This window comes from Microbacterium sp. Bi121 (assembly GCF_918698005.1).
In the GTDB taxonomy this organism is placed as follows: domain Bacteria; phylum Actinomycetota; class Actinomycetes; order Actinomycetales; family Microbacteriaceae; genus Microbacterium.
On sequence record NZ_CAKKLJ010000001.1, the window covers coordinates 552,608 to 576,308 of the forward strand.

Annotated in this window: 27 protein-coding genes; 16 read left to right on the forward strand and 11 right to left on the reverse strand. The window is 68.2% G+C overall.

The genetic code is table 11. The annotated features are described in order from the left end of the window. Positions 1-82: 82 nt before the first annotated feature. Together LQZ87_RS02630 and LQZ87_RS02635 are read right to left on the reverse strand one after the other, a co-directional pair. Positions 83-631, reverse strand: coding sequence for a hypothetical protein (locus LQZ87_RS02630; protein WP_230101883.1), 549 nt, complete (start codon positions 629-631; stop codon positions 83-85). 26 nt (positions 632-657) lie between these two features. After that, positions 658-1,242: a TetR/AcrR family transcriptional regulator gene (locus tag LQZ87_RS02635; protein WP_230101884.1), complete on the reverse strand. Its 585-nt coding sequence runs from the start codon at positions 1,240-1,242 to the stop codon at positions 658-660. Between the two features lie 81 nt (positions 1,243-1,323). Here LQZ87_RS02635 and LQZ87_RS02640 point away from each other — a divergent pair, with 81 nt between their 5' ends. Beyond that, positions 1,324-1,926: a biotin transporter BioY gene (locus tag LQZ87_RS02640; protein ID WP_230101885.1), complete on the forward strand. Its 603-nt coding sequence runs from the start codon at positions 1,324-1,326 to the stop codon at positions 1,924-1,926. A 26-nt stretch (positions 1,927-1,952) separates the two neighbouring features. On the opposite strand, the gene LQZ87_RS02645 is transcribed toward LQZ87_RS02640, so the two are convergent. Further along, positions 1,953-2,573 (reverse strand): MerR family transcriptional regulator, encoded by a 621-nt coding sequence (locus LQZ87_RS02645; RefSeq protein ID WP_230101886.1) that lies wholly within the window; start codon positions 2,571-2,573, stop codon positions 1,953-1,955. Between the two features lie 70 nt (positions 2,574-2,643). On the opposite strand from LQZ87_RS02645, the gene LQZ87_RS02650 reads away from it, so the two are divergent. After that, positions 2,644-3,144 carry a DUF4188 domain-containing protein gene (locus LQZ87_RS02650; protein WP_230101887.1) on the forward strand — a complete coding sequence of 167 codons (501 nt, stop codon included), beginning with the start codon at positions 2,644-2,646 and terminating at the stop codon, positions 3,142-3,144. 112 nt (positions 3,145-3,256) lie between these two features. Here the strand turns inward: LQZ87_RS02650 and LQZ87_RS02655 are convergent, their stop codons facing one another. Then, positions 3,257-3,715: a VOC family protein gene (locus tag LQZ87_RS02655; protein WP_230101888.1), complete on the reverse strand. Its 459-nt coding sequence runs from the start codon at positions 3,713-3,715 to the stop codon at positions 3,257-3,259. A gap of 107 nt (positions 3,716-3,822) precedes the next feature. Here LQZ87_RS02655 and LQZ87_RS02660 point away from each other — a divergent pair, with 107 nt between their 5' ends. The 5 genes from LQZ87_RS02660 (at position 3,823) to LQZ87_RS02680 (ending at position 8,128) form a co-directional block, all read left to right on the forward strand. Next, positions 3,823-4,779, forward strand: a complete 957-nt coding sequence (locus tag LQZ87_RS02660; RefSeq protein ID WP_230101889.1) for a WYL domain-containing protein — start codon at positions 3,823-3,825, stop codon at positions 4,777-4,779. 84 nt (positions 4,780-4,863) lie between these two features. After that, the gene (gene purL / locus LQZ87_RS02665) at positions 4,864-7,197 is read left to right on the forward strand and encodes a phosphoribosylformylglycinamidine synthase subunit PurL (protein ID WP_230101890.1); all 2,334 of its coding nucleotides are present in this window, start codon (positions 4,864-4,866) and stop codon (positions 7,195-7,197) included. Between the two features lie 145 nt (positions 7,198-7,342). Continuing rightward, positions 7,343-7,480, forward strand: a complete 138-nt coding sequence (locus LQZ87_RS02670; RefSeq protein ID WP_230101891.1) for a hypothetical protein — start codon at positions 7,343-7,345, stop codon at positions 7,478-7,480. A gap of 10 nt (positions 7,481-7,490) precedes the next feature. After that, the gene (locus tag LQZ87_RS02675) at positions 7,491-7,844 is read left to right on the forward strand and encodes a TraR/DksA C4-type zinc finger protein (RefSeq protein ID WP_230101892.1); all 354 of its coding nucleotides are present in this window, start codon (positions 7,491-7,493) and stop codon (positions 7,842-7,844) included. 89 nt (positions 7,845-7,933) lie between these two features. Then, positions 7,934-8,128 (forward strand): hypothetical protein, encoded by a 195-nt coding sequence (locus LQZ87_RS02680; protein ID WP_230101893.1) that lies wholly within the window; start codon positions 7,934-7,936, stop codon positions 8,126-8,128. On the opposite strand, the gene LQZ87_RS02685 is transcribed toward LQZ87_RS02680, so the two are convergent. Beyond that, the gene (locus tag LQZ87_RS02685; protein WP_230101894.1) at positions 8,125-8,883 is read right to left on the reverse strand and encodes an SDR family NAD(P)-dependent oxidoreductase; all 759 of its coding nucleotides are present in this window, start codon (positions 8,881-8,883) and stop codon (positions 8,125-8,127) included. The two genes, LQZ87_RS02680 and LQZ87_RS02685, sit on opposite strands and share 4 nt — an antisense overlap. A 100-nt stretch (positions 8,884-8,983) precedes the next feature. Between LQZ87_RS02685 and LQZ87_RS02690 the strand changes: the two genes are divergently transcribed. Further along, positions 8,984-9,820 (forward strand): helix-turn-helix transcriptional regulator, encoded by an 837-nt coding sequence (locus LQZ87_RS02690; RefSeq protein ID WP_230101895.1) that lies wholly within the window; start codon positions 8,984-8,986, stop codon positions 9,818-9,820. A 48-nt stretch (positions 9,821-9,868) separates the two neighbouring features. Here LQZ87_RS02690 and gnd read toward each other — a convergent pair whose 3' ends face one another. Further along, positions 9,869-10,930: a phosphogluconate dehydrogenase (NAD(+)-dependent, decarboxylating) gene (gene gnd / locus LQZ87_RS02695; RefSeq protein ID WP_230101896.1), complete on the reverse strand. Its 1,062-nt coding sequence runs from the start codon at positions 10,928-10,930 to the stop codon at positions 9,869-9,871. 110 nt (positions 10,931-11,040) lie between these two features. On the opposite strand from gnd, the gene LQZ87_RS02700 reads away from it, so the two are divergent. After that, complete coding sequence (locus tag LQZ87_RS02700; RefSeq protein WP_230101897.1) at positions 11,041-11,910, forward strand: hypothetical protein; 870 nt, start codon at positions 11,041-11,043, stop codon at positions 11,908-11,910. A gap of 1 nt (position 11,911) precedes the next feature. Then, the gene (locus tag LQZ87_RS02705) at positions 11,912-12,706 is read left to right on the forward strand and encodes an SDR family oxidoreductase (protein ID WP_230101898.1); all 795 of its coding nucleotides are present in this window, start codon (positions 11,912-11,914) and stop codon (positions 12,704-12,706) included. An 18-nt stretch (positions 12,707-12,724) separates the two neighbouring features. Here the strand turns inward: LQZ87_RS02705 and LQZ87_RS02710 are convergent, their stop codons facing one another. The 5 genes from LQZ87_RS02710 to LQZ87_RS02730 all read right to left on the reverse strand — a co-directional run bounded on the left by LQZ87_RS02710 (position 12,725) and on the right by LQZ87_RS02730 (position 19,028). Then, positions 12,725-14,173, reverse strand: a complete 1,449-nt coding sequence (locus LQZ87_RS02710) for a lipase maturation factor family protein (protein WP_230101899.1) — start codon at positions 14,171-14,173, stop codon at positions 12,725-12,727. 125 nt (positions 14,174-14,298) lie between these two features. Further along, positions 14,299-15,219 (reverse strand): glycine betaine ABC transporter substrate-binding protein, encoded by a 921-nt coding sequence (locus tag LQZ87_RS02715; protein ID WP_230101900.1) that lies wholly within the window; start codon positions 15,217-15,219, stop codon positions 14,299-14,301. Positions 15,220-15,267: 48 nt separating this feature from the next. Then, positions 15,268-16,236, reverse strand: coding sequence for an ABC transporter permease subunit (locus tag LQZ87_RS02720; RefSeq protein ID WP_230101901.1), 969 nt, complete (start codon positions 16,234-16,236; stop codon positions 15,268-15,270). Next, positions 16,236-17,534, reverse strand: a complete 1,299-nt coding sequence (locus LQZ87_RS02725; RefSeq protein ID WP_230101902.1) for a glycine betaine/L-proline ABC transporter ATP-binding protein — start codon at positions 17,532-17,534, stop codon at positions 16,236-16,238. Before LQZ87_RS02725 ends, LQZ87_RS02720 begins: the two co-directional genes overlap by 1 nt. Before the next feature lie 282 nt (positions 17,535-17,816). Continuing rightward, the gene (locus LQZ87_RS02730) at positions 17,817-19,028 is read right to left on the reverse strand and encodes a methyltransferase (protein ID WP_230101903.1); all 1,212 of its coding nucleotides are present in this window, start codon (positions 19,026-19,028) and stop codon (positions 17,817-17,819) included. Positions 19,029-19,089: 61 nt separating this feature from the next. Between LQZ87_RS02730 and LQZ87_RS02735 the strand changes: the two genes are divergently transcribed. The 6 genes from LQZ87_RS02735 to LQZ87_RS02760 all read left to right on the forward strand — a co-directional run bounded on the left by LQZ87_RS02735 (position 19,090) and on the right by LQZ87_RS02760 (position 23,682). Next, entirely contained in the window at positions 19,090-19,779 is a 690-nt protein-coding gene (locus LQZ87_RS02735; RefSeq protein WP_230101904.1) for a TetR family transcriptional regulator, read from the forward strand. Further along, positions 19,776-20,798, forward strand: a complete 1,023-nt coding sequence (locus LQZ87_RS02740; RefSeq protein ID WP_230101905.1) for an ABC transporter ATP-binding protein — start codon at positions 19,776-19,778, stop codon at positions 20,796-20,798. Before LQZ87_RS02735 ends, LQZ87_RS02740 begins: the two co-directional genes overlap by 4 nt. Next, positions 20,791-21,588 (forward strand): ABC transporter permease subunit, encoded by a 798-nt coding sequence (locus tag LQZ87_RS02745; RefSeq protein WP_230101906.1) that lies wholly within the window; start codon positions 20,791-20,793, stop codon positions 21,586-21,588. The genes LQZ87_RS02740 and LQZ87_RS02745 overlap by 8 nt, the downstream gene beginning before the upstream one ends. A gap of 89 nt (positions 21,589-21,677) precedes the next feature. Beyond that, positions 21,678-22,085, forward strand: coding sequence for a GntR family transcriptional regulator (locus LQZ87_RS02750; protein ID WP_230101907.1), 408 nt, complete (start codon positions 21,678-21,680; stop codon positions 22,083-22,085). After that, positions 22,082-22,996 carry an ABC transporter ATP-binding protein gene (locus tag LQZ87_RS02755; RefSeq protein WP_230101908.1) on the forward strand — a complete coding sequence of 305 codons (915 nt, stop codon included), beginning with the start codon at positions 22,082-22,084 and terminating at the stop codon, positions 22,994-22,996. Before LQZ87_RS02750 ends, LQZ87_RS02755 begins: the two co-directional genes overlap by 4 nt. Beyond that, entirely contained in the window at positions 22,996-23,682 is a 687-nt protein-coding gene (locus LQZ87_RS02760) for a hypothetical protein (RefSeq protein ID WP_230101909.1), read from the forward strand. The genes LQZ87_RS02755 and LQZ87_RS02760 overlap by 1 nt, the downstream gene beginning before the upstream one ends. The last annotated feature ends 19 nt before the right edge of the window (positions 23,683-23,701 follow it).

The window sequence follows — 23,701 nt, forward strand, 5'->3', positions numbered from 1 at the left end:
TCTCGCCGCGTGCGGTATGACTTTCGTCGGTTCTGAGCGCTCATAACCGACAAAAGTCATACAGGCTGGCGCGCTCGGCCGACTACCGCGCCTCGCCGCGCAGCGGCCAGCGCCCGGCGCGCTGGTGGAACGCGATCGCGTCGAACAGCGGTTCGACCACGTACATCCGCGGATTGATCGCCAGCTTCACGCCGGATGCCGAGCGCACCTCGAGTCGCGGCTGGCCCTGGTACTCATACGTCCGATAGTCGACGATGTCGGCGTAGGCGATGACGCGCTCGCGCCCGGAGATCGTGCGGAAGCGCACCTCGTCCGCATCGGGTTCGAGGTACCAGTTGCGGTGCATGAGCAGGAAGAACAGCCCGCCGGCGAAAATGGCGACCGCCGCGATGCGCATCGGCAGCAGGTCGGCCTCGCCGTCGGCATCTCCGTCTGCGCTGAACGCGACCAGCACCATCAGGAACCCGACGACCAGCAGCAGCCAGCCCACGATCGGGATGAAGATCGGCATGCGCAGCCGTCCTGGATCCTGCTTCGAACGGTTGGGATGCTTCGCCGCCCACCAGATTCCGCCGACGACCATCACCATCACCAGGGCGATGAGGGCGTACTTCAGAGCGATCGCGAACACCTCTCGAGGCTAGTGCGCCGCCGTCGTCAGCGGCGAGCGGATGCCGTCGCCCGCACCCCCGCGAGGACCATGGCGAGCCCGGCCTCGAAGTCGTCTCCGCGATCGTCGACGTCGGACGGCGACAGGTCGACCGAAGCATCCGCTGCGCCGACGACGGCCGCGTGCACCCGCTGCTGCTCGTGGAACGTGTACCCGATCACGTAGTGCACGACCGTGTCGGCGGCCACCTCCGCAGCCGTGTCGTCGAGCCCGAGATCACGGGCCGCACTGACCAGATCGGCTCGTGCGGGAAGGTCGAGCAGGCCGAGCGCGAACGAGCTGGAGACGATCTCGGCACCGTCCTGATGCGCGAGCAGGCGGTCGCGCAGGGTTCGGGCGACGGCATCCATCTCAGGATTCGGCGACCCGTCGCCGACGATCCGCGCGCTGACGGCGGCCAGCAGCGCCTGCTTGTTCGGGAAGTGCCAGTACAGCGCGCTCACCTGCACGTCGAGCTCATCGGCGATGCGACGCATCGAGAGCCCCGGAAGACCGTTCTCAGCGAGCACGCGCATGGCGGCAGCGAGGACGGCGCTCTTGTCGTTGCGGGCGGATGCTGGCGCGGCATTCATAGTGCTACTGTACCGAACAGTGTTCAATAGAACGGTGTTCAGGTGAACGCTGTTCTCGACTACGTCGTCCAGGAGGAACCCATGTCCGCACCCGCAGGCCGCATCGGCCGCGTTCCCGTGCTCGCCGACCTCATCCGCACGCACTCCCGCCGGAGCGCGCTCGCCCGCGACGTGCTGCTGACGCTCGCCGGCACGGCTTTCATCACGGTCGCGGGCTACATCGCCATCCCGTTGTGGTTCACCCCGGTGCCGATCTCGCTGGCCACCTTCGCCGTGCTGCTCACAGGAGCCGCGCTCGGACCGCTGCGCGGCGGCGCGAGCGCCGGCCTCTACCTCGCACTCGGCATCATCGGGGTGCCGCTTTTCGCAAACGGCTCCGCGGGCTGGGCCTTCGCCTCGTTCGGCTACATCCTCGGCTACGTCGCGGCAGCTCTGCTCGTCGGCATCCTGGCCCGCCGTCGCTCCGACCGGAACGTCTGGACGACCCTCGGGCTCGCCGCCCTCGGCTCGCTCACGATCTACGCATTCGGCGTGCCGTGGCTGGCCGCGTTCGTCGGCGTCGACCTGGTCGCAGCACTGACGCTGGGCGTCGTTCCGTTCCTCATCGGCGACGCGGTCAAGATCGTCGCGATGGCCGCTCTGCTGCCCGCGACCTGGCGGGTCGTCGACCGCACACGGCGCTGACGCCGCACCGCCCGGGTCGCGCCACCTCACCGAAGCGTCGAACCATCCCCGAACCGCTCAGCCGAAGCGACCTGCTGCGCCACGCGCCGCAGCGCGAGAAGCAGCGGCTCGACCAGCGCAGAGCCCAGGACCACGTACTGCACCGCCGCCTCGGGCGACGACGTCGGGACGCCGGCGACCTCGGCATCAGCGATCTTGCGGATGCCGTCCAGGTACGCCGACCGGACCTCAGCGGGCATCTCGAATCCGGCTGCCTTCAGGCCGTCGAGCGCTCGGGCGACGGCATGCAGCAGCGCCTCATCGCACAGGCCAGGCGTCCAGCCGAGCCCGGCGACGAGATCCTCCGCGGCCGCAAGGTCGAGCGAGTCATCGACCCGCGGCGTGATCGCCGCGTGTGCGGACCCGAGCAGAAGATGCGCGCTCGCCGGCGGACTGTCCAGCGTCTCGAGGACGCGGCGCACCTCGGCGATGCTCACCCCGGCAGCGACGAGCGCGCGGATCACGCCCAGTCGCTTGACGTGCCGCTCGCCGTACGAGGCCTGCGTCGGCGCGCTGCGCTCCCCCTCGGGCAGAAGCTGTTCGCGCAGGTAGTACTTGATCGTCGGCACCGGGACGCCGGTCGTGGCGGAAAGCTCTGAGATCTTCATCGTCACCTCTTGACATCGATAGTAGCGCTATCCATTATGGATAGTGACGCTATCCAAAACGGAGGACATCATGTCGAAGGTCATCATGGGCCGCATGACCCATCACTACGAGGGCGAGCTCGTCGTCTTCCACATCGGGATGCAGATCAACCGCTGGTGGCGGCCGGACGTCTGGCTGCCCGCATTCTTCGCAATGCCCCGGATGCTGCGCGAGCTGTCGCAGGACGACGGTTCGGGCTTCCTGGGCTACGAGCTCCTCTTCGGCCGAGGAGGTCCGTACGTCGTGCAGTACTGGTCATCGGTCGACAAGCTCTACGCCTACTCCACCTCGCCGTCGCAGGCGCACCGGCCCGCCTGGACGAAGTTCAACCAGGCCGCCCGCAAGTCCCCAGGGACCGTCGGAGTCTGGCACGAGACATTCCTCGTCGAGCGCGCCGAGAGCATCTACGTCTCCACGCGCGAGATGGGGCTGCCGAAGGCGACCGAGCTGGTCGAAGTCGGCAGACGCCAGGACCGGGCGAAGGCACGGTTCGACGAGGGCAGGACGGTCGCCGAAGCGGAGCGACGGTAGCATCCGGCGCACTCGACGCTCGACGCTCAGTCGAGAGGTGTCGCTTCGCGACGCTGAACTTCCGTTCAGACGGCACGAGGCGACACCCCGACACCACCTACTCCGCTGTCACCTACTCGGCCGTCACACCCAGCACCCATGTCACGCCGAAACGATCCGTAAGCATCCCGAATCCAGCCGACCACGCGGACGCCGCCAGGGGCTCGATGATCACGGCCCCCTCGAGGAGGCGCTCCCAGTACCTCGTGATCTCTTCGATCGAGCCGCCGTCGAGTGACTGGAAGAACGTGCGATCGGTGATCGTGACGCCGTTCTCGCGTCGCGTCGACCCCGCCGTCGCGGCCGCGTCCTCGTCGTCCTGACCAGGGATGTCGTAGGCCATCAGACGGATGCCGTCCTCGCCGGTGAGCTTGCCGAAGACGACCTTGTCGGCGCCGGGCACGCCGGCCGGCATCCCGAAGTCGCCGTAGGTGGCGACCGTGAGCTCGCCGCCGAACACCGACTGGTAGAACTCGAGCGCATGCCGAGCGACGCCGCGGAAGTTGAGGTGAGTGGTGGTCGTGAGGGTCATGATTCTCTCCTGTTGTGGAACCTGCCGACGACCGAGTGGTCGCCGAGACCCACGATCACAGCAGTAGAGGTCAGTTATCGTCCTCTACTCGGCGCAGAATGGATGCCATGACCGGAAGCTCCGCGCGCATGCTCGCCCTGCTCTCGCTGCTGCAGACGCAGCGCGATTGGCCGGGCCGCGTCCTGGCCGAACGCCTCGACGTGAGCCGGCGCACCGTGCGCCGCGATGTCGATCGGCTGCGCGAACTCGGCTATCGGATCGGTGCGATCAAGGGACCGGACGGCGGTTACCGCCTCGCCGCGGGCTCCGAGCTGCCGCCGCTGCTGTTCGACGACGATCAGGCTGTGGCGATCGCGATCGCTCTGCAGACGGCATCCGCCACCGGCGTCGACATCGACGAGGCCGCGGTGCGTGCCCTCGCCACCGTGCGACAGGTGATGCCCTCGCGCCTGCGGCATCGGGTCGACGGCATCCGCTTCACCGGCCCGCAGGACGCAGGCGCCGCACTCGACCCCTCCGTGCTCGAGGCCGTCAGCGCGGCCGTGCACGCCCGCCGCGTGCTGCGATTCGACTACGGAACCGACCACGACCGCCCGCCGCGACGCACCGAACCGCATGCGGTCGTGGCGCGCGAGAGTCGCTGGTACCTGCTCGCATGGGATCTCGAGGCAGATGACTGGCGCACGTTCCGCCTCGACAGGATGTCGCCGCGCATCCCGACCGGCCCGTCGTTCGAGCCGCGCCCGCTGCCGGCGGCGGATGCCGAGACCTACCTCGCAGCGCGGGCGAAGGGCTCGGATGCCGAGGACCGCTGGCCGTGCGTCGGAGAGGTGCTCATCGCCCTCCCCGCCCGCGCCGTCGCGCCGTGGATCGGAGACGGGACGCTCGAGGAGGTCGACGCGAACTCGTGCCGCATCACGGTCGGTTCCTGGTCGTGGACCGGAGTGCTGGCGTCGCTCGCTCGGTTCGACGCCTCCTTCACGATCCTTGGCCCCGAGCCGCTGCGCGACGCCGCGAAGGTGCTCGCTCAACGGCTAACCGCTGCGGCGCATCGACGATCCTGACCGGCGGAACGGGGCGTCGACCGCGCCGGTAGACTGGGACCGCCCCGCCTGCCACCTCTCCTTCCGCAAAACCTTGGAGCGCGCGTGACCACCGCCCCCGAAGCATCCGCTCGTCAGCACGTCCCCGACTCCGTCTCGAACGCCGAGACGACGCCCGAGAAGGAGCAGCCGTACGGCGCCCTCGGGCTCAAGGACGACGAGTACGCCCGCATCCGCGAGATCCTGGGCCGCCGTCCCACCAGCGGCGAGCTGGCGATGTACTCCGTCATGTGGTCGGAGCACTGCTCGTACAAGTCGTCGAAGAACTACCTGCGCCGCTTCGGGCAGAAGGTCTCCGACGAGATGAAGGAACGCCTCATGGTCGGCATGGGCCAGAACGCGGGCGTCGTCGACGTCGGCGAGGGCTGGGCCGTCACCTTCAAGGCAGAATCCCACAACCACCCGAGCTTCATCGAGCCGTTCCAGGGCGCTGCGACCGGCGTCGGCGGCATCGTCCGCGACATCATCTCGATGGGCGCGCGCCCCGTGGCCGTGATGGATGCTCTCCGCTTCGGCGCGATCGACCACCCCGACACGGCCCGCGTCGTGCACGGCGTCACTGCCGGCATCAGCTTCTACGGCAACTGCCTGGGCCTGCCGAACATCGGCGGCGAGACGGTCTTCGACGCCGTCTACCAGGCCAACCCCCTCGTGAACGCCCTCGCGGTCGGCGTCCTCCGTCATGAGGACCTCAAGCTCGCCAACGCCGAGGGCGTCGGCAACAAGGTCGTCCTGTTCGGCGCACGTACCGGCGGCGACGGAATCGGCGGCGCCAGCATCCTGGCATCGGACTCCTTCGACGACGGCGGTCCCACCAAGCGCCCCGCCGTGCAGGTCGGCGACCCGTTCGCCGAGAAGGTGCTCATCGAGTGCTGCCTCGAGCTCTACCGCGGCGAACTCGTGGAGGCCATCCAGGACCTCGGCGCCGCCGGCATCTCGTGCGCGACCAGCGAACTCGCCGCCAACGGCAACTCCGGTATGCACGTCTCGCTCGACAACGTCCTGTTGCGCGACCCCACCCTGACCGCTGAGGAGATCCTCATGTCGGAGTCGCAGGAGCGCATGATGGCGATCGTCGCGCCGGAGAAGCTCGAGGCGTTCATGGAGGTCGTGAACAAGTGGGACGTCGAGACCTCCGTACTCGGCGAGGTCACCGGCGACGGCCGCCTCGTCATCGACTGGCAGGGCGAGCGCATCGTCGACGTCGACCCGTCGACGGTCGCAGTCGACGGTCCGGTCTACGACCGTCCTGTCGCCTACCCGACGTGGATCGATGCGCTGCAGGCGGATGCCGCTGAGCTGCTGCCCCGAACGGACGACGGCGACGTGCTGCGCGAGCAGTTCCTTCGACTGGTCGGCTCGCCGAACCTGGCCGACACCCGCTGGATCACGAACCAGTACGACTACTACGTGCTCGGCAACACCGCCCTCGCCTTCCCCGACGACGCCGGCATGATCCGCGTCGACGAGGAGTCGGGTCTCGGATTCGCGATCTCCACCGACGCCAACGGCCGCTACTGCCAGCTCGACCCGTACGCGGGCGCGCAGCTGGCGCTCGCCGAGGCGTACCGCAACGTCGCCGTCACGGGCGCCGAGCCCACCGCGATCACCGACTGCCTGAACTTCGGATCCCCGGAGAACCCCGAGGTCATGTGGCAGTTCGGGCAGACCGTCGACGGCCTCGCCGACGGATGCTACGAGCTCGGCACCCCGGTCACCGGCGGCAACGTCTCGTTCTACAACCAGACCGGCGACACCCCGATCCACCCGACTCCGCTGGTCGGCGTGCTCGGCATCATCGACGACGTCTCGCGCCGCATCCCGTCCGGCTGGCAGGACGAGGGCCAGAACATCTACCTGCTCGGCACCACGCAGACCGAGCTGTCCGGCTCGGCGTGGGCCGACGTCGTGCACGACCACCTCGGTGGGCTCCCGCCGAAGGTGGATCTCGCCGCCGAGAAGACGCTTGCGGGCCTCATCGGCGCCGCGCGCGACGAGTGGCTGATCTCCTCCGCACACGACGTGTCGGAGGGCGGGCTCGCCCAGGCGCTCGCCGAAGGCGTCATGCGCTTCGGCGTCGGCGCCCGCGTGTGGCTGACCGAGCTCATGGACCGCGACGGGGTGGATGCCGCATCCGCTCTCTTCTCGGAATCGACCGGCCGCGTCATCGTCACCGTGCCGCGCGAGGACGACGTGAAGTTCCGCGGTCTCTGCGAGGGCCGGAACTACCCGGTGCTGCGCATCGGCGTCACCGACACCGTCGCCGACCTCGAGGTCACCGGACTCTTCACGGTGTCGGCATCCGAGCTGCGCGAGACCTCGCAGGCGACTCTGCCGGCGGCCTTCGGCCCGACCGTCGCGGAGCCGGTGAACTCGTGAAGCCGTTCGCTCTCGCGCCCGCCCCTCGCGTCACGCTGTCGAAATCTGTTCACGCGGTCGATGTTTCTGCAGCGCAAACAGGAATGAGCAGCGCGAACCAGGGAAGAGCAGCGCGAACCGATACCTCCCACGTGAGGAGCAGCCGATGACCGAGCCCAGCGAGGACTACGGCGATCTCGGCGAGCGCCGCAATCGCCGCATCCGCTTGATCGCGTGGATCACGATCGGCGCGCTGATCCTCGTGGGCGGCGGTTCGACCGTGCTCAGCCTGCTGTTCGGCTGACGCTGGGGCCATGACGGATCCCGAGCTGCGCACCCTGCTCGAGGCGCTGCGACGCCAGGCGAGCGACCGCGCCGCGGCACTCGAGGCGACGCTCGCGCAGCTCACCCGCGACCGCAGCAGCCAGAGCGACGACGACGAACACGATCCGGAGGGCGTGCCGCTGTCCGCCGAGTGGTCGCGCCTCAGCGGGCTGCACGACGGCGCGCGCGACGAGCTCGCGCAGGTCGACGCCGCGCTCGCCCGCATGGATGCCGGCACCTACGGCATCTGCGCTAACTGCGGTCGCAGCATCCCGGCCGCACGACTCCGCGTCCGCCCGTTCGCCGAGCTCTGCGTGCCGTGCGCCGAGAAGCTCGGACGCTGACGAGCGATTTCGAACTCCACGTTGTCAACCCTCTGGTGCGCCCCGCTCGGCAGGTGCACGCTGGTGCGACCGACCGATTGGAGCATCCCATGAGCGACCCCCGCACTGACGATCCCACCAGCGCCGACGATCCCACCAGCGCCGGCCTCGACAAGGGAACCGGCGACCCGAACGACGACCGCGCGTTCCTCGCCGACCTGCCGCCGGCGCAGGTGCAGGACGACGCCGAGGACGCCGGCATCGAGGAGGAGATCGACTCCGACGAGACGGATGCCGACTCCTAAGCCGTCCGCGCCAATCCGTTCAGCGCCGCGATGACCTGCGCCTGGTCGCCGCGGGCCTCTCCGTAGCGCAGGAACTTCACGCGCTCGACCTGCACCTCGGTCGCCTCGGGCTGATTCTCGAGGATCGCCATCGTCTCGTCGATGTAGTCGCCGAGCGGCATCGCATGCGGGTCCTCCGCGTGGCCCGGCATGAGGTCGGTCTGCACCGACGGCGGCACGAGCTCGACGATGCGAACGCTCGTGCCTGAGAACTGCAGCCGCAACGATTCGCTGAGCTGATGGATAGCCGCCTTCGTCGCGTTGTACGTCGGCGTGAACCGTAGCGGCGTGAAAGCGAGGCCCGACGAGACCGTCATGATCGTGGCGTCGGGCTGCGCGAGCAGGTGCTCGGTGAACGCCGCGATCAGCCGGATCGGGCCGAGCACGTTCGTGGTGACCGTCGCCTCAGCCGTCTCGAGGAAACCGGGTGAGGTCCAGTCCTCCGCCCGCATGATGCCGGCCATCGGCACGAGCACGTTGAGGTCAGGGTGGCGCGCGATGACCTCCTTCGCGGCAGCGGCGATAGATACGGCATCCGCCGTGTCGATCCTGATCGTGTCGATCTCTGGATGCTGCGCCGCGATCTCCTCGAGCAGTTCGGTGCGGCGACCGCCGACGATCACCTGGTTGCCGGCCTCTTGCAGACGCAGCGCGAGGGCGAAGCCGATTCCGCTGGTCGCGCCGGGGATGAAGATGGTGTTTCCGTTGATTCGCATGATCCGAGTCTCGGCCGGTGCACGGCCGCGCGGCAGAGAGCGCTTGTCGGGGGACCGGCGATCCCTGGATGCGGCGACGCGAGGCGCGCATGATGGATGCATGGATCGTGAAGCCCTCGCCGAGTTCCTGCGCCGGCACCGGGAGCAGCTGCGGCCCGGCGACGTCGGGCTGCCGTCGGGCGTGCGGCGGCGAGCGCCGGGGCTGCGCCGCGAAGAGGTCGCGCAGCTCGCTCTGATGTCGACCGATTACTACACCCGTCTCGAGCAGCAGCGAGGGCCACAGCCGAGCACCCAGATCCTCGCATCCCTCGCCCGAGCGCTGCGGCTGTCATCCGACGAGCGGGACTATCTCTACCGGGTCGCCGGGCACACGGTACCCGACCGGATCGCGCCCTCCGATCACGTGGCGCCGGCGCTGCAGCGGGTGTTCGACCGGCTGGAGGACACCCCGGCGCTGATCATCTCGAGCCTGGGCGAGACGCTGGTGCAGAACGCGCTGGCAGCGTCCCTGCTCGGTGACAACGTCGGCCTGTCGGGGTTCGAGCGGTACGAGCCGTACCGGTGGTTCGTGCAACCGGAGCGGGCCAGAGCGCACTACCCGGAGGACGATCACGCTCGCAACAGCCGTGCACAGGTCGCGGGTCTGCGCGTCGCGTACGGCGCGATGGGACAGCGATCACAGGCCGGAGCGCTGGTGGCGGAGCTGTCACGGCAGAGCGAGGAGTTCCGCGAGCTGTGGGAGCGGCAGGAGGTCGCGCAGCGGTTCGCCGACCACAAGACGCTGATCCACCCCGAAGTGGGACCGATCGAGGTCGACTGCCAGGTGCTCTTCACGGAGGACCGCGGGCAGGCGCTGCTCGTGCTCACCGCTGCGCCGCGCAGCGACGACGAGGAGAGGATCCGCCTGCTCGGGGTGCTCGGGGCGCAGCGGTTCTGAGCCACCGATCCCTGAGCCCCACGGATCGACGCCAGGCTCAGGGAGCGACTACGCGTCCCTCGAATCGGACTTGCGCCCACCCGCCTCGAGCACGTCACCGGCGGGAAGCTCCTTGTGGCCGCCGAACTGCAGCCGCATCGCCGAAAGGACCTGGTTGGCGAACTGGTCCTCGTCGCGCGACGCGAACCGTTCGAAGAGGGATGCCGCGAGCACGGGAACCGGAACGCCGACGTCGACCGCGGCCTTGACCGTCCACCGACCCTCGCCCGAGTCCGACACCCGGCCGGCGAGACCGTCGAGCGCGGGGTTCTCCGTCAGCGCGGCGGCGGTGAGATCCAGCAGCCACGATGAGATCACCGATCCGCGGCGCCACAGCTCCGACACGGCGGCGGTGTCGATGGGGAACTGGTAGAACTCCGGCTCCTCGAGCGGGGCGACCTCGGCGGAGTGCTCGGCCTCGCGCACTCCGGCATCCGCGTTGTGGAGAAGGTTCAGGCCCTCGGCGATCGCGGCCATGATGCCGTACTCGATGCCGTTGTGCACCATCTTGACGAAGTGACCCGAACCGGACGGCCCGCAGTGCAGGTACCCCTGCTCCTCCGGCGCAAGGTCACCGGTGCGGCCGGGAGTGCGCTCAATCTCGCCGACCCCTGGGGCGATCGTCTTGAGGATGGGCTCGATGTGCGCGTAAGCGCGCTCGGTGCCACCGGCCATGAGACAGTACCCGCGCTCGAGGCCGAACACGCCACCGCTGGTGCCGATGTCGACGTACTCGATGCCCTTCTCGCGCAGCGCCTTCGCCCGGCGCACGTCGTCGCGGTAGTTCGAGTTGCCGCCGTCGATGAGGATGTCGCCCGGTTCGAGCACCGCGGCAGCCTCGTCGGCGACCTTTCCGGTCAGGGATGCCGGCACCATCATCCACACCACACGGGTGGGCTGCAGCTTGGCGGCTAGGTCAGCCATGCTGTCGGCGCCGGTGGCGCCCTCAGCGACGAGTGCGGCGACAGCATCCTGATTCACGTCGTAGACGACGCAGTCGTGACCGTCGCGCATCAGTCGTCGGACGATGTTCGCGCCCATCCTGCCGAGTCCGATCATGGCCAGTTGCATGTCTGCTCCTCCCGTTCGGGCTCGTCGCGAGCCGATCCGTGGTCATCCTGACACGGCATCCGAACTGACGCCACCCGCGAAGAGCGGGCCCGCATTAGGCTGAACGCATCATGCAAGAGTTCTGGAACTGGGCGGGCAACTTCTGGTGGCTCATCTTCCCGATCATGGGGATGGCCGGCGGAGCGGCCAAGGCGTGGGAGCAGAGCGCGAAGCGCCGGCACGAGCGTCGGCTCGAGACGCTGCGGGTCAAGGGCGAGATCAAAGCCGCCCAGCTCGCCGCCCGCGGGCAGGCACTGCCTGCGCGCGCCAGGGCGAAGGATGTGGCATCCGACTCTCAGCTCTCGTCGAAGGAGCTGCTGGAGCGCCTGTTCGCCGAGCATGACGAGATCACCGCGCGGTGGCTCGACTACGAACTCGACGTCGCGAAGCTCATCGCCTTCCCCGCCATGAGCGACGGCCGGCAGCCGCTGACCGCCGCGTTCCTGCGCGCGAAGAAGACTGCGGACAACCTGCGACCCTCGTCGCCGGGCGCCAAGGTCAGCGAGCAGCAGGTCAGCGAGTATCTGGATGCCGTCGGCAACGCAGCCGTCGCGTTCGAGATCGCCGAGAAGGATGCCCGCCGGCTGCGGAACTCCACGTTCTCCGAGGCCGAGCGCAAGAAGCTCGACCGGGCCGAGAAGCTCCTGAAGGTCGCCGTCGACGAGTCGGCGACACAGGCCGAGCGCAACATCGCATACAAGCGCGTGCGCGAAGAGCTCGACGGACTCATCGTGTTGAGCGAGCAGGCGGTCGAGGTGCTCGAGAAACAGGTCGCGCGGGAGATCACGGGGCCCTCGACGGCCGCCGCGGCCTCTGCCGAGCCCGTTGCCGAGCACGCGCCGGACCCTCTGCCCGTTCGCAACAGCCAGGCAACCGGCAGCCCGATCCAGCGCAGCCCGATCCAGCGCAACCCGATCCGCCATCCTGAGGAGCAGAGCTGACGTGAAGATCGACCTGACAGGCAGAACAGCACTCGTCACGGGATCCACGCAGGGCATCGGTCGCGCCATCGCCGCGACGCTGGCGGACGCCGGCGCCCGCGTCGCCATCAACGGACGAAGCGCCGAGAGCGTGGCATCCACCATCACCTCCCTGCGCGAGGAGGCACAGGACCGCGACCTCGTCGCCGCCCCTGGGGACGTCACCGATGAGGCCGGAACGGATGCGGTCATCACCGCGATCGGCGACGTCGACGTGCTCGTCAACAACCTCGGCATCTTCGGCGCCACACCTCCCCTGGAGATCGGCGACGACGAGTGGCGCCGGTACTTCGAGGTGAACGTCCTCGCCGCCGTGCGGCTGATCCGCGCGGCTCTGCCCGGGATGAAGGGCCGTGGCTGGGGTCGCGTCCTGAACATCGCCAGCGACTCGGCGATCGTCATCCCCGCAGAGATGATCCACTACGGCATGTCGAAGACGGCTCTGCTGGCCGTCTCGCGCGGTTTCGCGAAGGATGCCGCGGGCACCGGCGTCACCGTCAACTCGGTGATCGCAGGTCCCACGCACACCGGCGGCGTGGAGACGTTCGTGTACGAGCTGGTCGACTCCGCCCTGCCATGGGATGAGGCGCAGCGCGAGTTCATGCGCCTGCACCGTCCGCAGTCGCTGATCCAGCGCCTGATCGAACCAGAGGAGATCGCGAACATGGTCGCGTACCTCGCCTCACCGCTGGCATCCGCGACCACGGGCGCCGCTGTCCGCGTCGACGGCGGGTACGTCGACTCGATCGTTCCGTAGGCCGGCAAGTCGTTCCCGTCAGCGAAGACCGACCGGGCCCATCACGATGCGCCGCCGGTCTCGCACCCACACGGCTCCGGTCGCGCGCTTCTCCTCCCGTGTCGTGAAGCGATACCGGTACGACACGGCCTGCACCCACACGGGGCGTTCACCGCCGAACGGGTCGCGGCGCAGCAGTGCGAGGGTCGGAGCATCCGCCTCGAGCAGGCGCACGAGGAACACCGTGAACCAGTCCTCCAGAGAGCGACCGAGCGGCAGGAACCACATCAGCCAGTCCAGCCGCAGATGGTACGGCGCGAACTGCCTGGGCACGCGGCGCACGTCCCCCGGCTTCCCCTTGAAGTCGTACTCGCGCCAGTCCCCGGCATCCGGATCGACTGCGAGAGTTCCCTCGACGACGATCTCGATCCGCTCCTTCGTCACCGTGCCGAACGCACCATAGGCGTTGGCGAGCTGCCAGCGGTTGAAGCTCGCATTCATCAGTTGGCGACGTGCGAACAGGTTGCGCAGCGCCGGCCAGCTGAGCGCGAGGTACAGGATGCCGACGAGCGAGGTGATGATGAGCCAGTAAAGGGGGATGCCGGGCGCCGTCGTCCGCGCGGACGGCAGGCCGATGGCGGAGAACGCGATGACGATCGTCGCCCAGTTCAGCCAGGCGAAGTTGCCGGTGATGACCAGCCATGCCTGGGTGAGGATCACGATCGCCCCGGCGACCGCGCCGACGATCGCGGGTACAGGGCCGGGCACGAACAGCCCGAGGATCGGGGCGAACATGAAGAACGGCACGATCAGCTGCGCGAAGTGATTGCCGAGCACCTCGCCCTTGTGGAACCAGCGCGGCAGCAGGTGCGCCTGGCGGCTGAGCGGACCCGGCATCGGCTGAGTCTCATGGTGATAGGTCAATGCGGTGAGGTCGCGCCATTCGCGGCCGCCGCGGATCTTGATCATGCCGGCGCCGAATTCCAGCCGGAACACCAGCCACCAGAACAGCACGATCACGACGGTCGGCGGAGGTTCGTTGCGGGATCCGAGGAACGCCGCGAGGAATCCGGCCTCGAGCAGCAGCATTTCCCAGCCGAAACCATAGAACGTCTGGCCGATGCTCGAAATCGACATGTACCCGAACCACAGCAGCAGGAAGCAGATCATCGGCACCCAGGGAGGCGCGAACTGCGGGATGCCGACGACCAGCGAGGCCGCGACGACGATGCCGGCCCAGCACAGCGCGGCGAGCCGCCGGTCGGTGTAGCGGATCCGCGTGAAGAGGGTGGGGCGCAGCATCCGCTTTCGCGCCTTCGACGAGCCGGCCCAGTCGAGCAGCTCCGGCGCTGGGAGCAGCCCCCGCTCGCCCAGCAGCGGACGGAACTGATTCAGCGACGAGACGAACGCGACGACGTACAGCGCCGCGATGCCCCGTTGGAGCACCTCGCGCGCGAAGCCGAAGTCGACCGCGGCGAACCCGTCCATAGGGCCAGGCTACGCGCGACGCCGACATGCATCGAGGCCCCTCGCAGCATCCGGGCCCACTCTGAATCACGGGGATCAGAGGGGCCGGGACGCGCAGAGGGGCCTCGGCGCGAGTGGGGTGAGACTTACTCCACGACCCAGTCGAACTGGTCGCCGTTGTCCTCGAGCCACTTGTCGACGGCCTCGGCCTCCTGGCCCTCGCCGAACTCGTTGACAACGAGGTCCTCGAGCGCACCGTACTGGTCGTCGTTCAGCTTGATCTGCTCGACGAGCTCAGCGGCCTCGGGGAACTCCTCGGCGAAGCCCTTGTGAGCCATGAAGTTCAGCGTCTCCGCCTCGCCCATCGCACCCTTCGGGTCTTCGAGGTCCTTCACGTCGTACGTGCTGTTGGCCCAGAACGGACGCCACAGCGTGACGACGACGTCCTCCTCGTTGTCGATCTTCTCGCCGAGAACGGTGAGCATCGCCGAGGTCGACGAGGTCTCGAGCGTGTACTCGCCGTCGAGGCCGTACGCCGGCATCATCGAGTCCTGCGTGACACCGGTGAGCCCGGCACCGGGCTCGATGCCGATGATCTTGCCGTCGAAGCGGTCGCCAGCGCCCTTGAGGTCTTCGATCGAGTCGATGTCCATGTAGCTGGGGACCGCGATCGTGAGCTTGGCGTTCTCATAGTAGGCGCCGAGGTCCTCGAGGTCGTCGCCGTAGGTCTTCATGTACTCGGCGTGCGTGACCTCGGGCCAAGCCGACGGGAACATGTCGACGTCACCCTGCGCGAGGCCGGTGTACAGCGGGCCCGCCTCGGTGAGCGTCTCGAGCTCGACGGTGTAGCCGAGCTTCTCGAGCTGGTCCTGGACGAGGTACGCCATGCTCAGACCGTCCGACCACGAGGGGATGAACCCGAGCGTGATGGTGCCCTTGCTCTCGTCGCCGCCACCGGCGCTGTCGCCACCTCCTGCGGCGTCGTTGCCCGTCGCGCAACCGGCGAGGGCGAGGGATGCTGTGACACCGAGTGCTGCGATGGCTGTGATGTGCCGGAACTTCTTCATGGTGCTTCCTTTCGTATGTTCTGCTGCGTTTCGTATGGGTTCAGTTGGTCAAGGGGCTGCTCGCCGCATGCCGGCCGCGGTCGCCTTGTCGACCTCGTTCGCCGTTGGCGCCTCGGCCGCGGCATCCGCTGCGACATTGCGCCGCTCTGTCTGGCGACGCGCCAGCATGCCGAGAAGTGAGGAGCGGTACTCGCCCGGTGCTCCGAGTGCCGCAGTGACGCGGTCGAGGAAGACGGCGATCAGCACGACACCAAGGCCGGCCTCGACGCCCTTGCCGATGTTCACGGTCGAGATGGCCTGAACGACGAGCTTTCCGAGTCCGTCGGCTCCTGCCATGCCGGCGATGACGGCCATCGACAGCGAGAGCATGATGACCTGGTTGACGCCGGCCATGATGGTCGGCGTCGCGAGCGGCAGCTGGATGCCGCGCAGGATCTGGCCCGGCGTCGCACCGAAGGCGTGTCCGGCCTCGACCGTCTCCGAGTCGACGCCGCGGATGCCGAGCTCGGTCATGCGCACGCCAGGAGGCAGCGCGAAGATCACGGTCGCGACGAGACCGGGCACGACGCCGATGCTGAAGAACACGATCGCGGGGATCAGGTATACGAACGCCGGCATCGTCTGCATGAAGTCGAGAATCGGCTTGAGCACGGCCCGAACGGTGTCGTTGCGCGCCGACCAGATACCGAGCGGAATCGCGATGACGACGGCGACGAGCGCTGCGACGATCACCAGCGACAGCGTCTGCATCGCGGCGACCCAGAGGCCCATGCTGAGGATGAGCGCGAACGAGACGGCGGCGCCGAGGGCCATCCAGACCGAGCGGACGGCCCAGGCGATCAGCGCGGCGATGATGATGACGACAACGATCGGGGTGCCGAGGAGCACCTCGGTCAGTCCGTCGACGAGGAACTTGACGACGAAGGAGATGACGTCGAGGAGCCCGTCGAGGTTGTCCTTGACCCACGCGACGGCAGCGGCGACCCACTCGCCGATCGGAATGCGGAACCCGTCCATCAGAGTGCCTCTCCTTCGGTTGCGGCCGCTGCGGTCGCAGCATCCGCCTCGCCGAGCACGGCGTCGATCTCGGCCTGGGGAACAGGCGGCATCGGCAAGGTGATCTCCTCCGTGGAGTTCGGGCCCGGGCCGAGCGCGGCCAGCAGCGTGACGCGCGGGATGACGCCGACGATGCGGTCATCGCCGTCGATCACTGCGAGCGGCAGCGGCGACTCGACGGCAGGGACGAACAGGTTCATCAGGACCTCGTCCTCACGCACGGTCTGCGGAGCGGGCTTGATCACCGACGCGAGCGATGATTCGCCCTTGCGGACGAGCTTGACGGCATCCCGGTCGGTGACCATGCCGAGCAGCTTGCGGTCGCGACCGGTGACGTACACGGCCGACATGTAGGCGTCGCGCATCTGGCGGAGCGCGGTGCGGGGGCCGGCGGTCTCGGCGACCAGCGGACGCGGCAGCTCCATGACGTTGGACGCCGTGAGCACGCGGGCGCGGTCGACATCCTGCACGAACTGCTCGACGTAGTCGTTGGCCGGGTCGGTGAGGATGTCCTCCGGCGTGCCGATCTGGACGATCCGGCCGTCGCGCATCACGGCGATGCGATCGCCGAGGAACATGGCCTCGTTGAGGTCGTGCGTGATGAAGACGATCGTCTTCTGCAGCTTCTCCTGCAGTTCGACCAGCTGCTCCTGCATCTCACGGCGGATCAGCGGGTCGAGGGCGCTGAACGCCTCGTCCATGAGCAGGATCTCGGTGTCTGCGGCCAGGGCGCGGGCGATGCCGACGCGCTGCTGCATTCCACCCGAGAGCTGCGAAGGGAGCTTGTCGCCCCAGCCGGTGAGACCGACCATGTCGAGCACGTCACCGGCCTTCGCGAGCCGCTCAGCCTTCGGCACGCCCTTGAGCTCAAGCGGATACGCGACGTTGTCGGCCACCGTGCGGTGCGGCAGTAGCGCGAAGTGCTGGAACACCATCGACACGTTCTCGCGACGGATCTCGCGCAGCCGCGACGCGGGGATGCCGGTGATCGTGTCGCCGCCGATGGTCACCGTGCCGTCGGTGATGTCGTGCAGGCCGTTGAGCATGCGGATGATCGTGGACTTGCCCGAGCCGGACAGGCCCATGATGACGAATATCTCACCCTTGTTGACGGTGAAGCTGGCGTCGATGACGGCAGCGGTCCCGGCATCCTGCACCTCGGTGCGGGATGCGCCGGACTTCAGGCGCTGGACGGCCTGCTTCGGATTCCTTCCGAAGACTTTGAAAAGATTGCGCGCTTCAAGAGCGGTTTCGGTCACGTTTCCCCCGCGGCTCACGACTTCGGGTGTCGATGAGAGCCTGCATCGGTTGCGCCCGGGTGATGCTCCTGGCCGTTTCGACACACTGCGCTGGCGGCACTGACGGAGAGTTTCGGACTCACCGCAAAGAACATCGACCATACGTCCGCGCCTCTTCGCAGCACAGCACAATCGAAAGAAGGACGCGGCCGCGGACTGGTCTCAGACCAAAAGGCCTACATTTCAACGTAACAACAATGTGGACCTTTGTCTAATGTCGACAATCTGCGGGCCTGTTTGCATTCACTGCCGGATGCTGCGCGTCACGGTGAACTTCGGTGTTCGGTGGAGTTGCTGCGTGGGGCCGATCGTGCGGTTGAGTTCTTGCTTGTACGCGAGGTGCGAGTTGTAGACGGTGAGGAGTTCGCCGCCCGGTCTCAGGATGCGGGCGGCCGCCTCGAAGAGCCTGATGGCGGCGCCCGTGTGGATGCTGGCACCGAGGTGGAACGGCGGGTTGAGCAGGACCAGATCTGCTGATTGATCGGGGATTTCCGAACCCGCGTCGTCGTGCGTCACTACTGCTGTGATGCGGTTTGCGGCCATGGTCGCCCTGGCGGATGCCACGGCCGCCGCCGACCGGTCGGTCGCGATGATCCTGGCGCCGGGGTGCGTGAGTGCGTAGGTCGCGGCGAGCGCGCCGGTGCCGCAGCCGAGGTCGACGACGGTCTCGGTGACTGCCGCCTGCATAACTCCGGAGGTTTTTCCTGGATCGGCGTCGTCTCGGCCGGGTTTGGGCCCATCCGCCGCGTTTCTCCGGAGTTGTGCGGGGAACGCAAGAACCTCGAGCAGCACCCGCGTGCCGATGTCGAGCTTCGACCCGGCGAACGCGCCGCCGTGCGCGACGAGCGTGAGCGGCCGGTCGAGCCCGGGCGCCTCGACCGCCGACGTCACGGGATATGGCGGCTCGGCCGGCACGTCCCGAGCCCCGGTCGCCACGATCAGCCGCGACTTCCGCTCGGCGCGCTGCGGCTGCACGGTCTCGAAGCTCCGCCCGAGCACCTCGTTCTGCGTGAGCGTCATGTGCTTCACGCGCCCGCCCGCGATGAGTGTCACGCCCGGCGCGGCCCATCGGGCCACGGCATCCACGATCTCCTCGAGCTCGGCGAGCGACTTCGGCAGCTGCAGCAGCACCAGCCGTGCGCCCTCGAGCAGCTCCGGCCCGAGCTCGCACTCCACGGACGCACCCGCAGTTCCGAACCCGAGCGCAGCGGCATTCCGCACGAGCGCCCGGCGCCCGGTGGCAAGGTCCTGATGCACGCGGATGCCGCGCATCCCGGCGTCCGCCAACGCGAGCGTGATCGCGCCGTACTCGTCGCCGATCACCGCGATCTCGTCGCCCGCCATCGACGCTACGAGAGCGCGTGCGACGAGGAGCTCGTCCGTGGCATCCCACGCCTGCAGATTCGGCGCCTCCACGTCGGGGAAGCGGCGCAGGGCTGCGTATGAGAAGTCCACCTCCCCAGGGTACGAGCGGCATTCCTTGACAAGGACTGAACAGGTGTTTAGTCTGCTGTACATGCGTTCAGCATCCGATGATCTCACCGCCCGCGCCCGCATCCGGGATGCCGCGATCGCCGCGTTCGCGCGCAGCGGCTTCGACGCCGTGAGCATGCGCGCGATCGCCGCGGATGCCGACGTGAGCCCGGCCTTGATCGTGCACCACTTCGGCGACAAGGCGGCCCTGCGGACGGTCTGCGACGACTACGTCGTGAGCGTCTTCACCGACGAGAACCACGACCTCATGGGCGGACCGACCGCCGATCGCATGCGCGCGGCGCTTAACGACCTCGACCGCTACGCCCCGTACATCGACTACCTCGCACGGATGCTCACCGACGACTCCCCCGCTGCGAATCACCTGTTCGACACCATGCTCGCGGCGACCGGGGATGTGCTCGAGGCTCAGCGTTCCGCCGGGCTGCTCAAGACGATGAGCGATCCGGCGATGACGACCCTGCTGGTCACGCTGCTCGGGCTCGGGCACGTCGTGATGCGCGGCCAGATCGCCCGCGCGCTCGGCGAGGACCAGCTCAGCCCCGCCGGGCTCCTGCGCGCGACGCTTCCGACCATGGAGCTGCTCACGCACGGCATCTATGCGACCGACGCGTTCCTCGAGGGGACGCGCGCGGCAGTCGGCGCGGATGCCGAGCCGCGCCCGACCGAGACCGACCGCTCCGAGACCGATGACTCCGAGGAGGAGCGATGACCGACACGATCGAAGTCAGCGCGCTGCACAAGCGGTACGGGCACAACGTCGCCCTGCACGAGCTCGATCTGCGCGTGCGACCGGGCACGGTGTTCGGCCTGATCGGCCCGAACGGCGCCGGCAAGACCACGACGCTCCGCACCCTGCTCGACATCATCCGGCCCTCGTCCGGCACCGTTCGGGTGCTCGGCGAGGACCCGCGCCGCGGTGGACCGGCGCTGCGGCGGAGGATCGGCTACGTCCCCGGTGAGCTGCACCTCGAGGGGCGCGCCAGCGGACATCGGCTGCTCGCGTTCTACGCCGAGGTGTCCGGAAGCACCGGGTCGTCGGGACCCGTTCTCGGCACGGCACGCGACCTCGCCGATCGACTCGGCGTCGACCTGAATCGCCCTGTGCGGACGCTCTCGAAGGGCAACAAGCAGAAGGTCGGCCTGATCCAGGCGTTCATGCATCGGCCGGAGCTGCTGATCCTCGACGAGCCGACCAGCGGCCTCGACCCGCTCATGCAGCGCGAGTTCCTGGCGATGGTGCGCGAGGCCCGCGACGCCGGGCAGACCGTGCTGTTGAGCTCGCACGTGCTCAGCGAGATCCAGCAGACCGCCGATGAGGTCGCCGTGCTCGCTGCCGGGCGGATCGTCGCCGACGGAGACGTCGCCTCGCTGCGCCTGGGCTCGGTGCGCCGCATACGCGTGCGCATCGGGGGAGCGGATGCCGCCGCTGCGCACGCCGCATTCGAGCGCATCCCCGGAATAGCGGGTGTGGATGCCTCGTCCGCTGCCGATGCGTCGGGCGGCGTCCAGGTCGCCGCGACGATCGAGGGCGCGATCGATCCGTTCGTGAAGGCGCTCGCGCAGTACGAGGTGCAGGACCTGACCGTCGAGGAACCGGATCTCGAGGAGTCGGTGCTGCGGCTGTACGGGAATCCTTCGCCCGCGTCGGCGACGGCGCCCACGTCGGCCCCCACGCGACGACCGCGACGATCGCGCGGCCGCGACGGACGGGAGGGCGATCGTGGGTAGCATCCTGCCGGTGTTCCGGCGCAGCATCCGCGAATCCTGGCGCAGCGTTCTCGGCTGGACCATCGGCATCGCGGCCGTCCTGTCCCTCTACCTGCCGCTGTACCCGAGCCTCGGCGGCAGCGACCAGCTGCAGGGCCTGATCGACGCGATGCCGAAGCAGCTCGTCGAGACCCTCGGCTACGACCAGATCGCCAGCGGCGCCGGGTACACCGAGAGCACGTTCTACGGACTCATGGGCTTCCTGCTGCTGACGATCACCGCCGTCCTCTGGGGATCGGCCCTGGCCGCCTCCGAGGAGAGCGGGCGCGCCGAACTCGACCTCGCGCACGGCATCGGACGCAGCCAGTACGCACTCGAGACCGCGCTGTCAGTGCTCGTGCGGCTGCTCTGGCTCGGCGCCTTCGCCGGACTCGTGATCTGGGCGATGAACGGCCCGGCCGAGCTCGAGCTCGAACCCGTGCGGATCATCGGCGCAAGCGCGGCTCTCACCGGGCTCGCGTTCCTCACCGCCGCAGCGGCGCTGCTCGCGGGAGCCGCGACGGGGCGCCGAGCCTGGGCCACGGGCATCGGTGCGGGCATCGCTGTGCTCGGGTACATCCTGCACGCGCTCACGAAGCAGTCGGACGACCTCGAATGGCTGAACGCCGTGTCACCGTACTCGTGGGTGTTCGGGCAGTCGCCGCTCGCCGACGGCGTCGACCTGGGCGGACTTGCGCTCACCTGGGGCGTCGGGCTAGTGCTCGCTGCGGCATCTGCCCTCGCGTTGCGCGGCCGCGACCTGCGCGGCTGATTCCGGTACCGCCCGGCGGGGTGTTGACACCTCCGAGGTTAGGTGGTTAGTTGGTCGAGTAAGTAACCAACTGACCATCCGGAGGCATCGTGATCGAAGAAGGCAAGGCACTCTTCATCCAGATCGCCGAGCAGATCGAGGACCAGATCCTCGACGGCTCGCTGGAGGAGGAGTCCAAGGCGCCCTCCACCAACGAGCTCGCCGCCTTCTACCGCATCAACCCCGCCACCGCCGCGAAGGGAGTCGCGATGCTCACCGAAAAGGGCGTGCTGTACAAGCAGCGCGGAATCGGCATGTTCGTCGCCACCGGTGCCCGGCAGACGCTGCTCACCGAGCGGCGCTCCGCCTTCGCCGACCGCTACATCGACCCACTCCTCACCGAGGCCCGCACGCTCGGGCTCGGCACCGACGACCTCACTGCCCTGCTGCGCGAACGCGCGACGGCTGCGGCATCCATCACCGCGTCATCCGCAGAATCTGAAGGGAAGCCCGCATGACCGCCGTCATCGAGGTGCAGAACCTCACCAAGCACTACAAAGACACCAACGCGCTCGACAACGTCACGCTCAGCATCGAGGGCGGCGCGATCTACGGACTGCTCGGCCGCAACGGCGCCGGCAAGACCACGCTCATGTCGATCCTCACGGCCCAGAACTTCGCGACCTCCGGCGACGTGCGCGTCTTCGGTGAGCACCCGTACGAGAACTCCCGGGTGCTCAGCCGGATGTGCTTCGTCCGCGAGAGCCAGAAGTATCCGGATGACGCGACTCCGCGCCACGCATTCAAAGCCGCGAGCCTGTTCTTCACGAACTGGGATCAGGCGCTCGCCGATCGCCTGATCGACGACTTCCAGCTGCCGATGAAGCAGACGATCAAGAAGCTCTCCCGCGGGCAGCTCTCGGCCGTCGGCGTCATCATCGGCCTCGCCTCGCGCGCCGAGCTCACGTTCTTCGACGAGCCGTACCTGGGCCTGGATGCCGTCGCCAGACAGATCTTCTACGACCGGCTGATCGAGGACTACGCGGAGCATCCGCGCACGATCATCCTCTCGTCGCACCTGATCGACGAAGTCTCGAACCTCATCGAACGCGTGATCGTGATCGACAACGGCAAGATCCTCGTGAACGAGGAGACGGATGCCATGCGCGACCGAGCCGTCACCGTCGTGGGCGATGCGGCGAAGGTCGACGCCTGGGCCTCTGGCCGGGAGGTCCTCCACCGCGAGGAGCTCGGGCGGGTGGCATCCATCACCGTTCTCGGTCACCTCTCAGCCGACGAGCGGGCAGGGGTCGCGGCATCCGGTCTCGATCTCGCGCCGGTGTCGCTGCAGCAGCTCATCGTCCGTCTCACGCAGAAGGCCAGCGCGGACAGCGCGGCGCCAACGCACGAAAGCCAGGAGGTCCGCTGATGTCCCGCACGCTCAACGTCGTCCGTCTGCAACTGATCAACAAGCAGACCTTCATCTGGGTGCCGCTGATCGTCCTCGGCGCAGCGGTGCTGATGTCGGTCCTCATCTACGCGATGATCCCCGGCAATGAGCCGAAGTACGGCGGCGGCGGGCAGGCCCCGCTCTGGGTGTTCTTCGCCGTCGGGCTGTCGGCGATGACCCTGACCTTCCCGTTCTCGCAGGCCATGAGCATCACCCGACGGGAGTTCTTCGTCGGCACCATGATCACCGCGATCCTCGGCAGCGTCTTCATGGGGGTGCTTTTCCTCATCGGCGGCGCCATCGAGATGCTCACCGACGGCTACGGCATCAACGGCTACGTCTTCCACCTGCCGTGGCTGTGGGAGGCCGGTCCGCTCGGGGCCTTCATCGTCTACTTCACCCTCGCACTGTTCTTCTTCGTCGTAGGCTTCACCGGCGCGACGATCTACAAGAGCTGGGGACCGGTCGTCGTCACCGTCGTGGGCATCGGGCTCGCGCTCGTGCTGATCGGACTGGTGTTCCTCGTGACGCGGCTCGAGATCTGGGATCAGGTCTGGCAGAGCGTCGGCGACCTCGGCGCTCTCGGCCTCGCGCTGTGGGGACTGATCGTCGTCGCCGTGCTTTCGCTGGTGTCGTTCCTGGCGTTCCGCCGGGCGAAGCCGTAGGGCTCGCTCTTCATCGCCC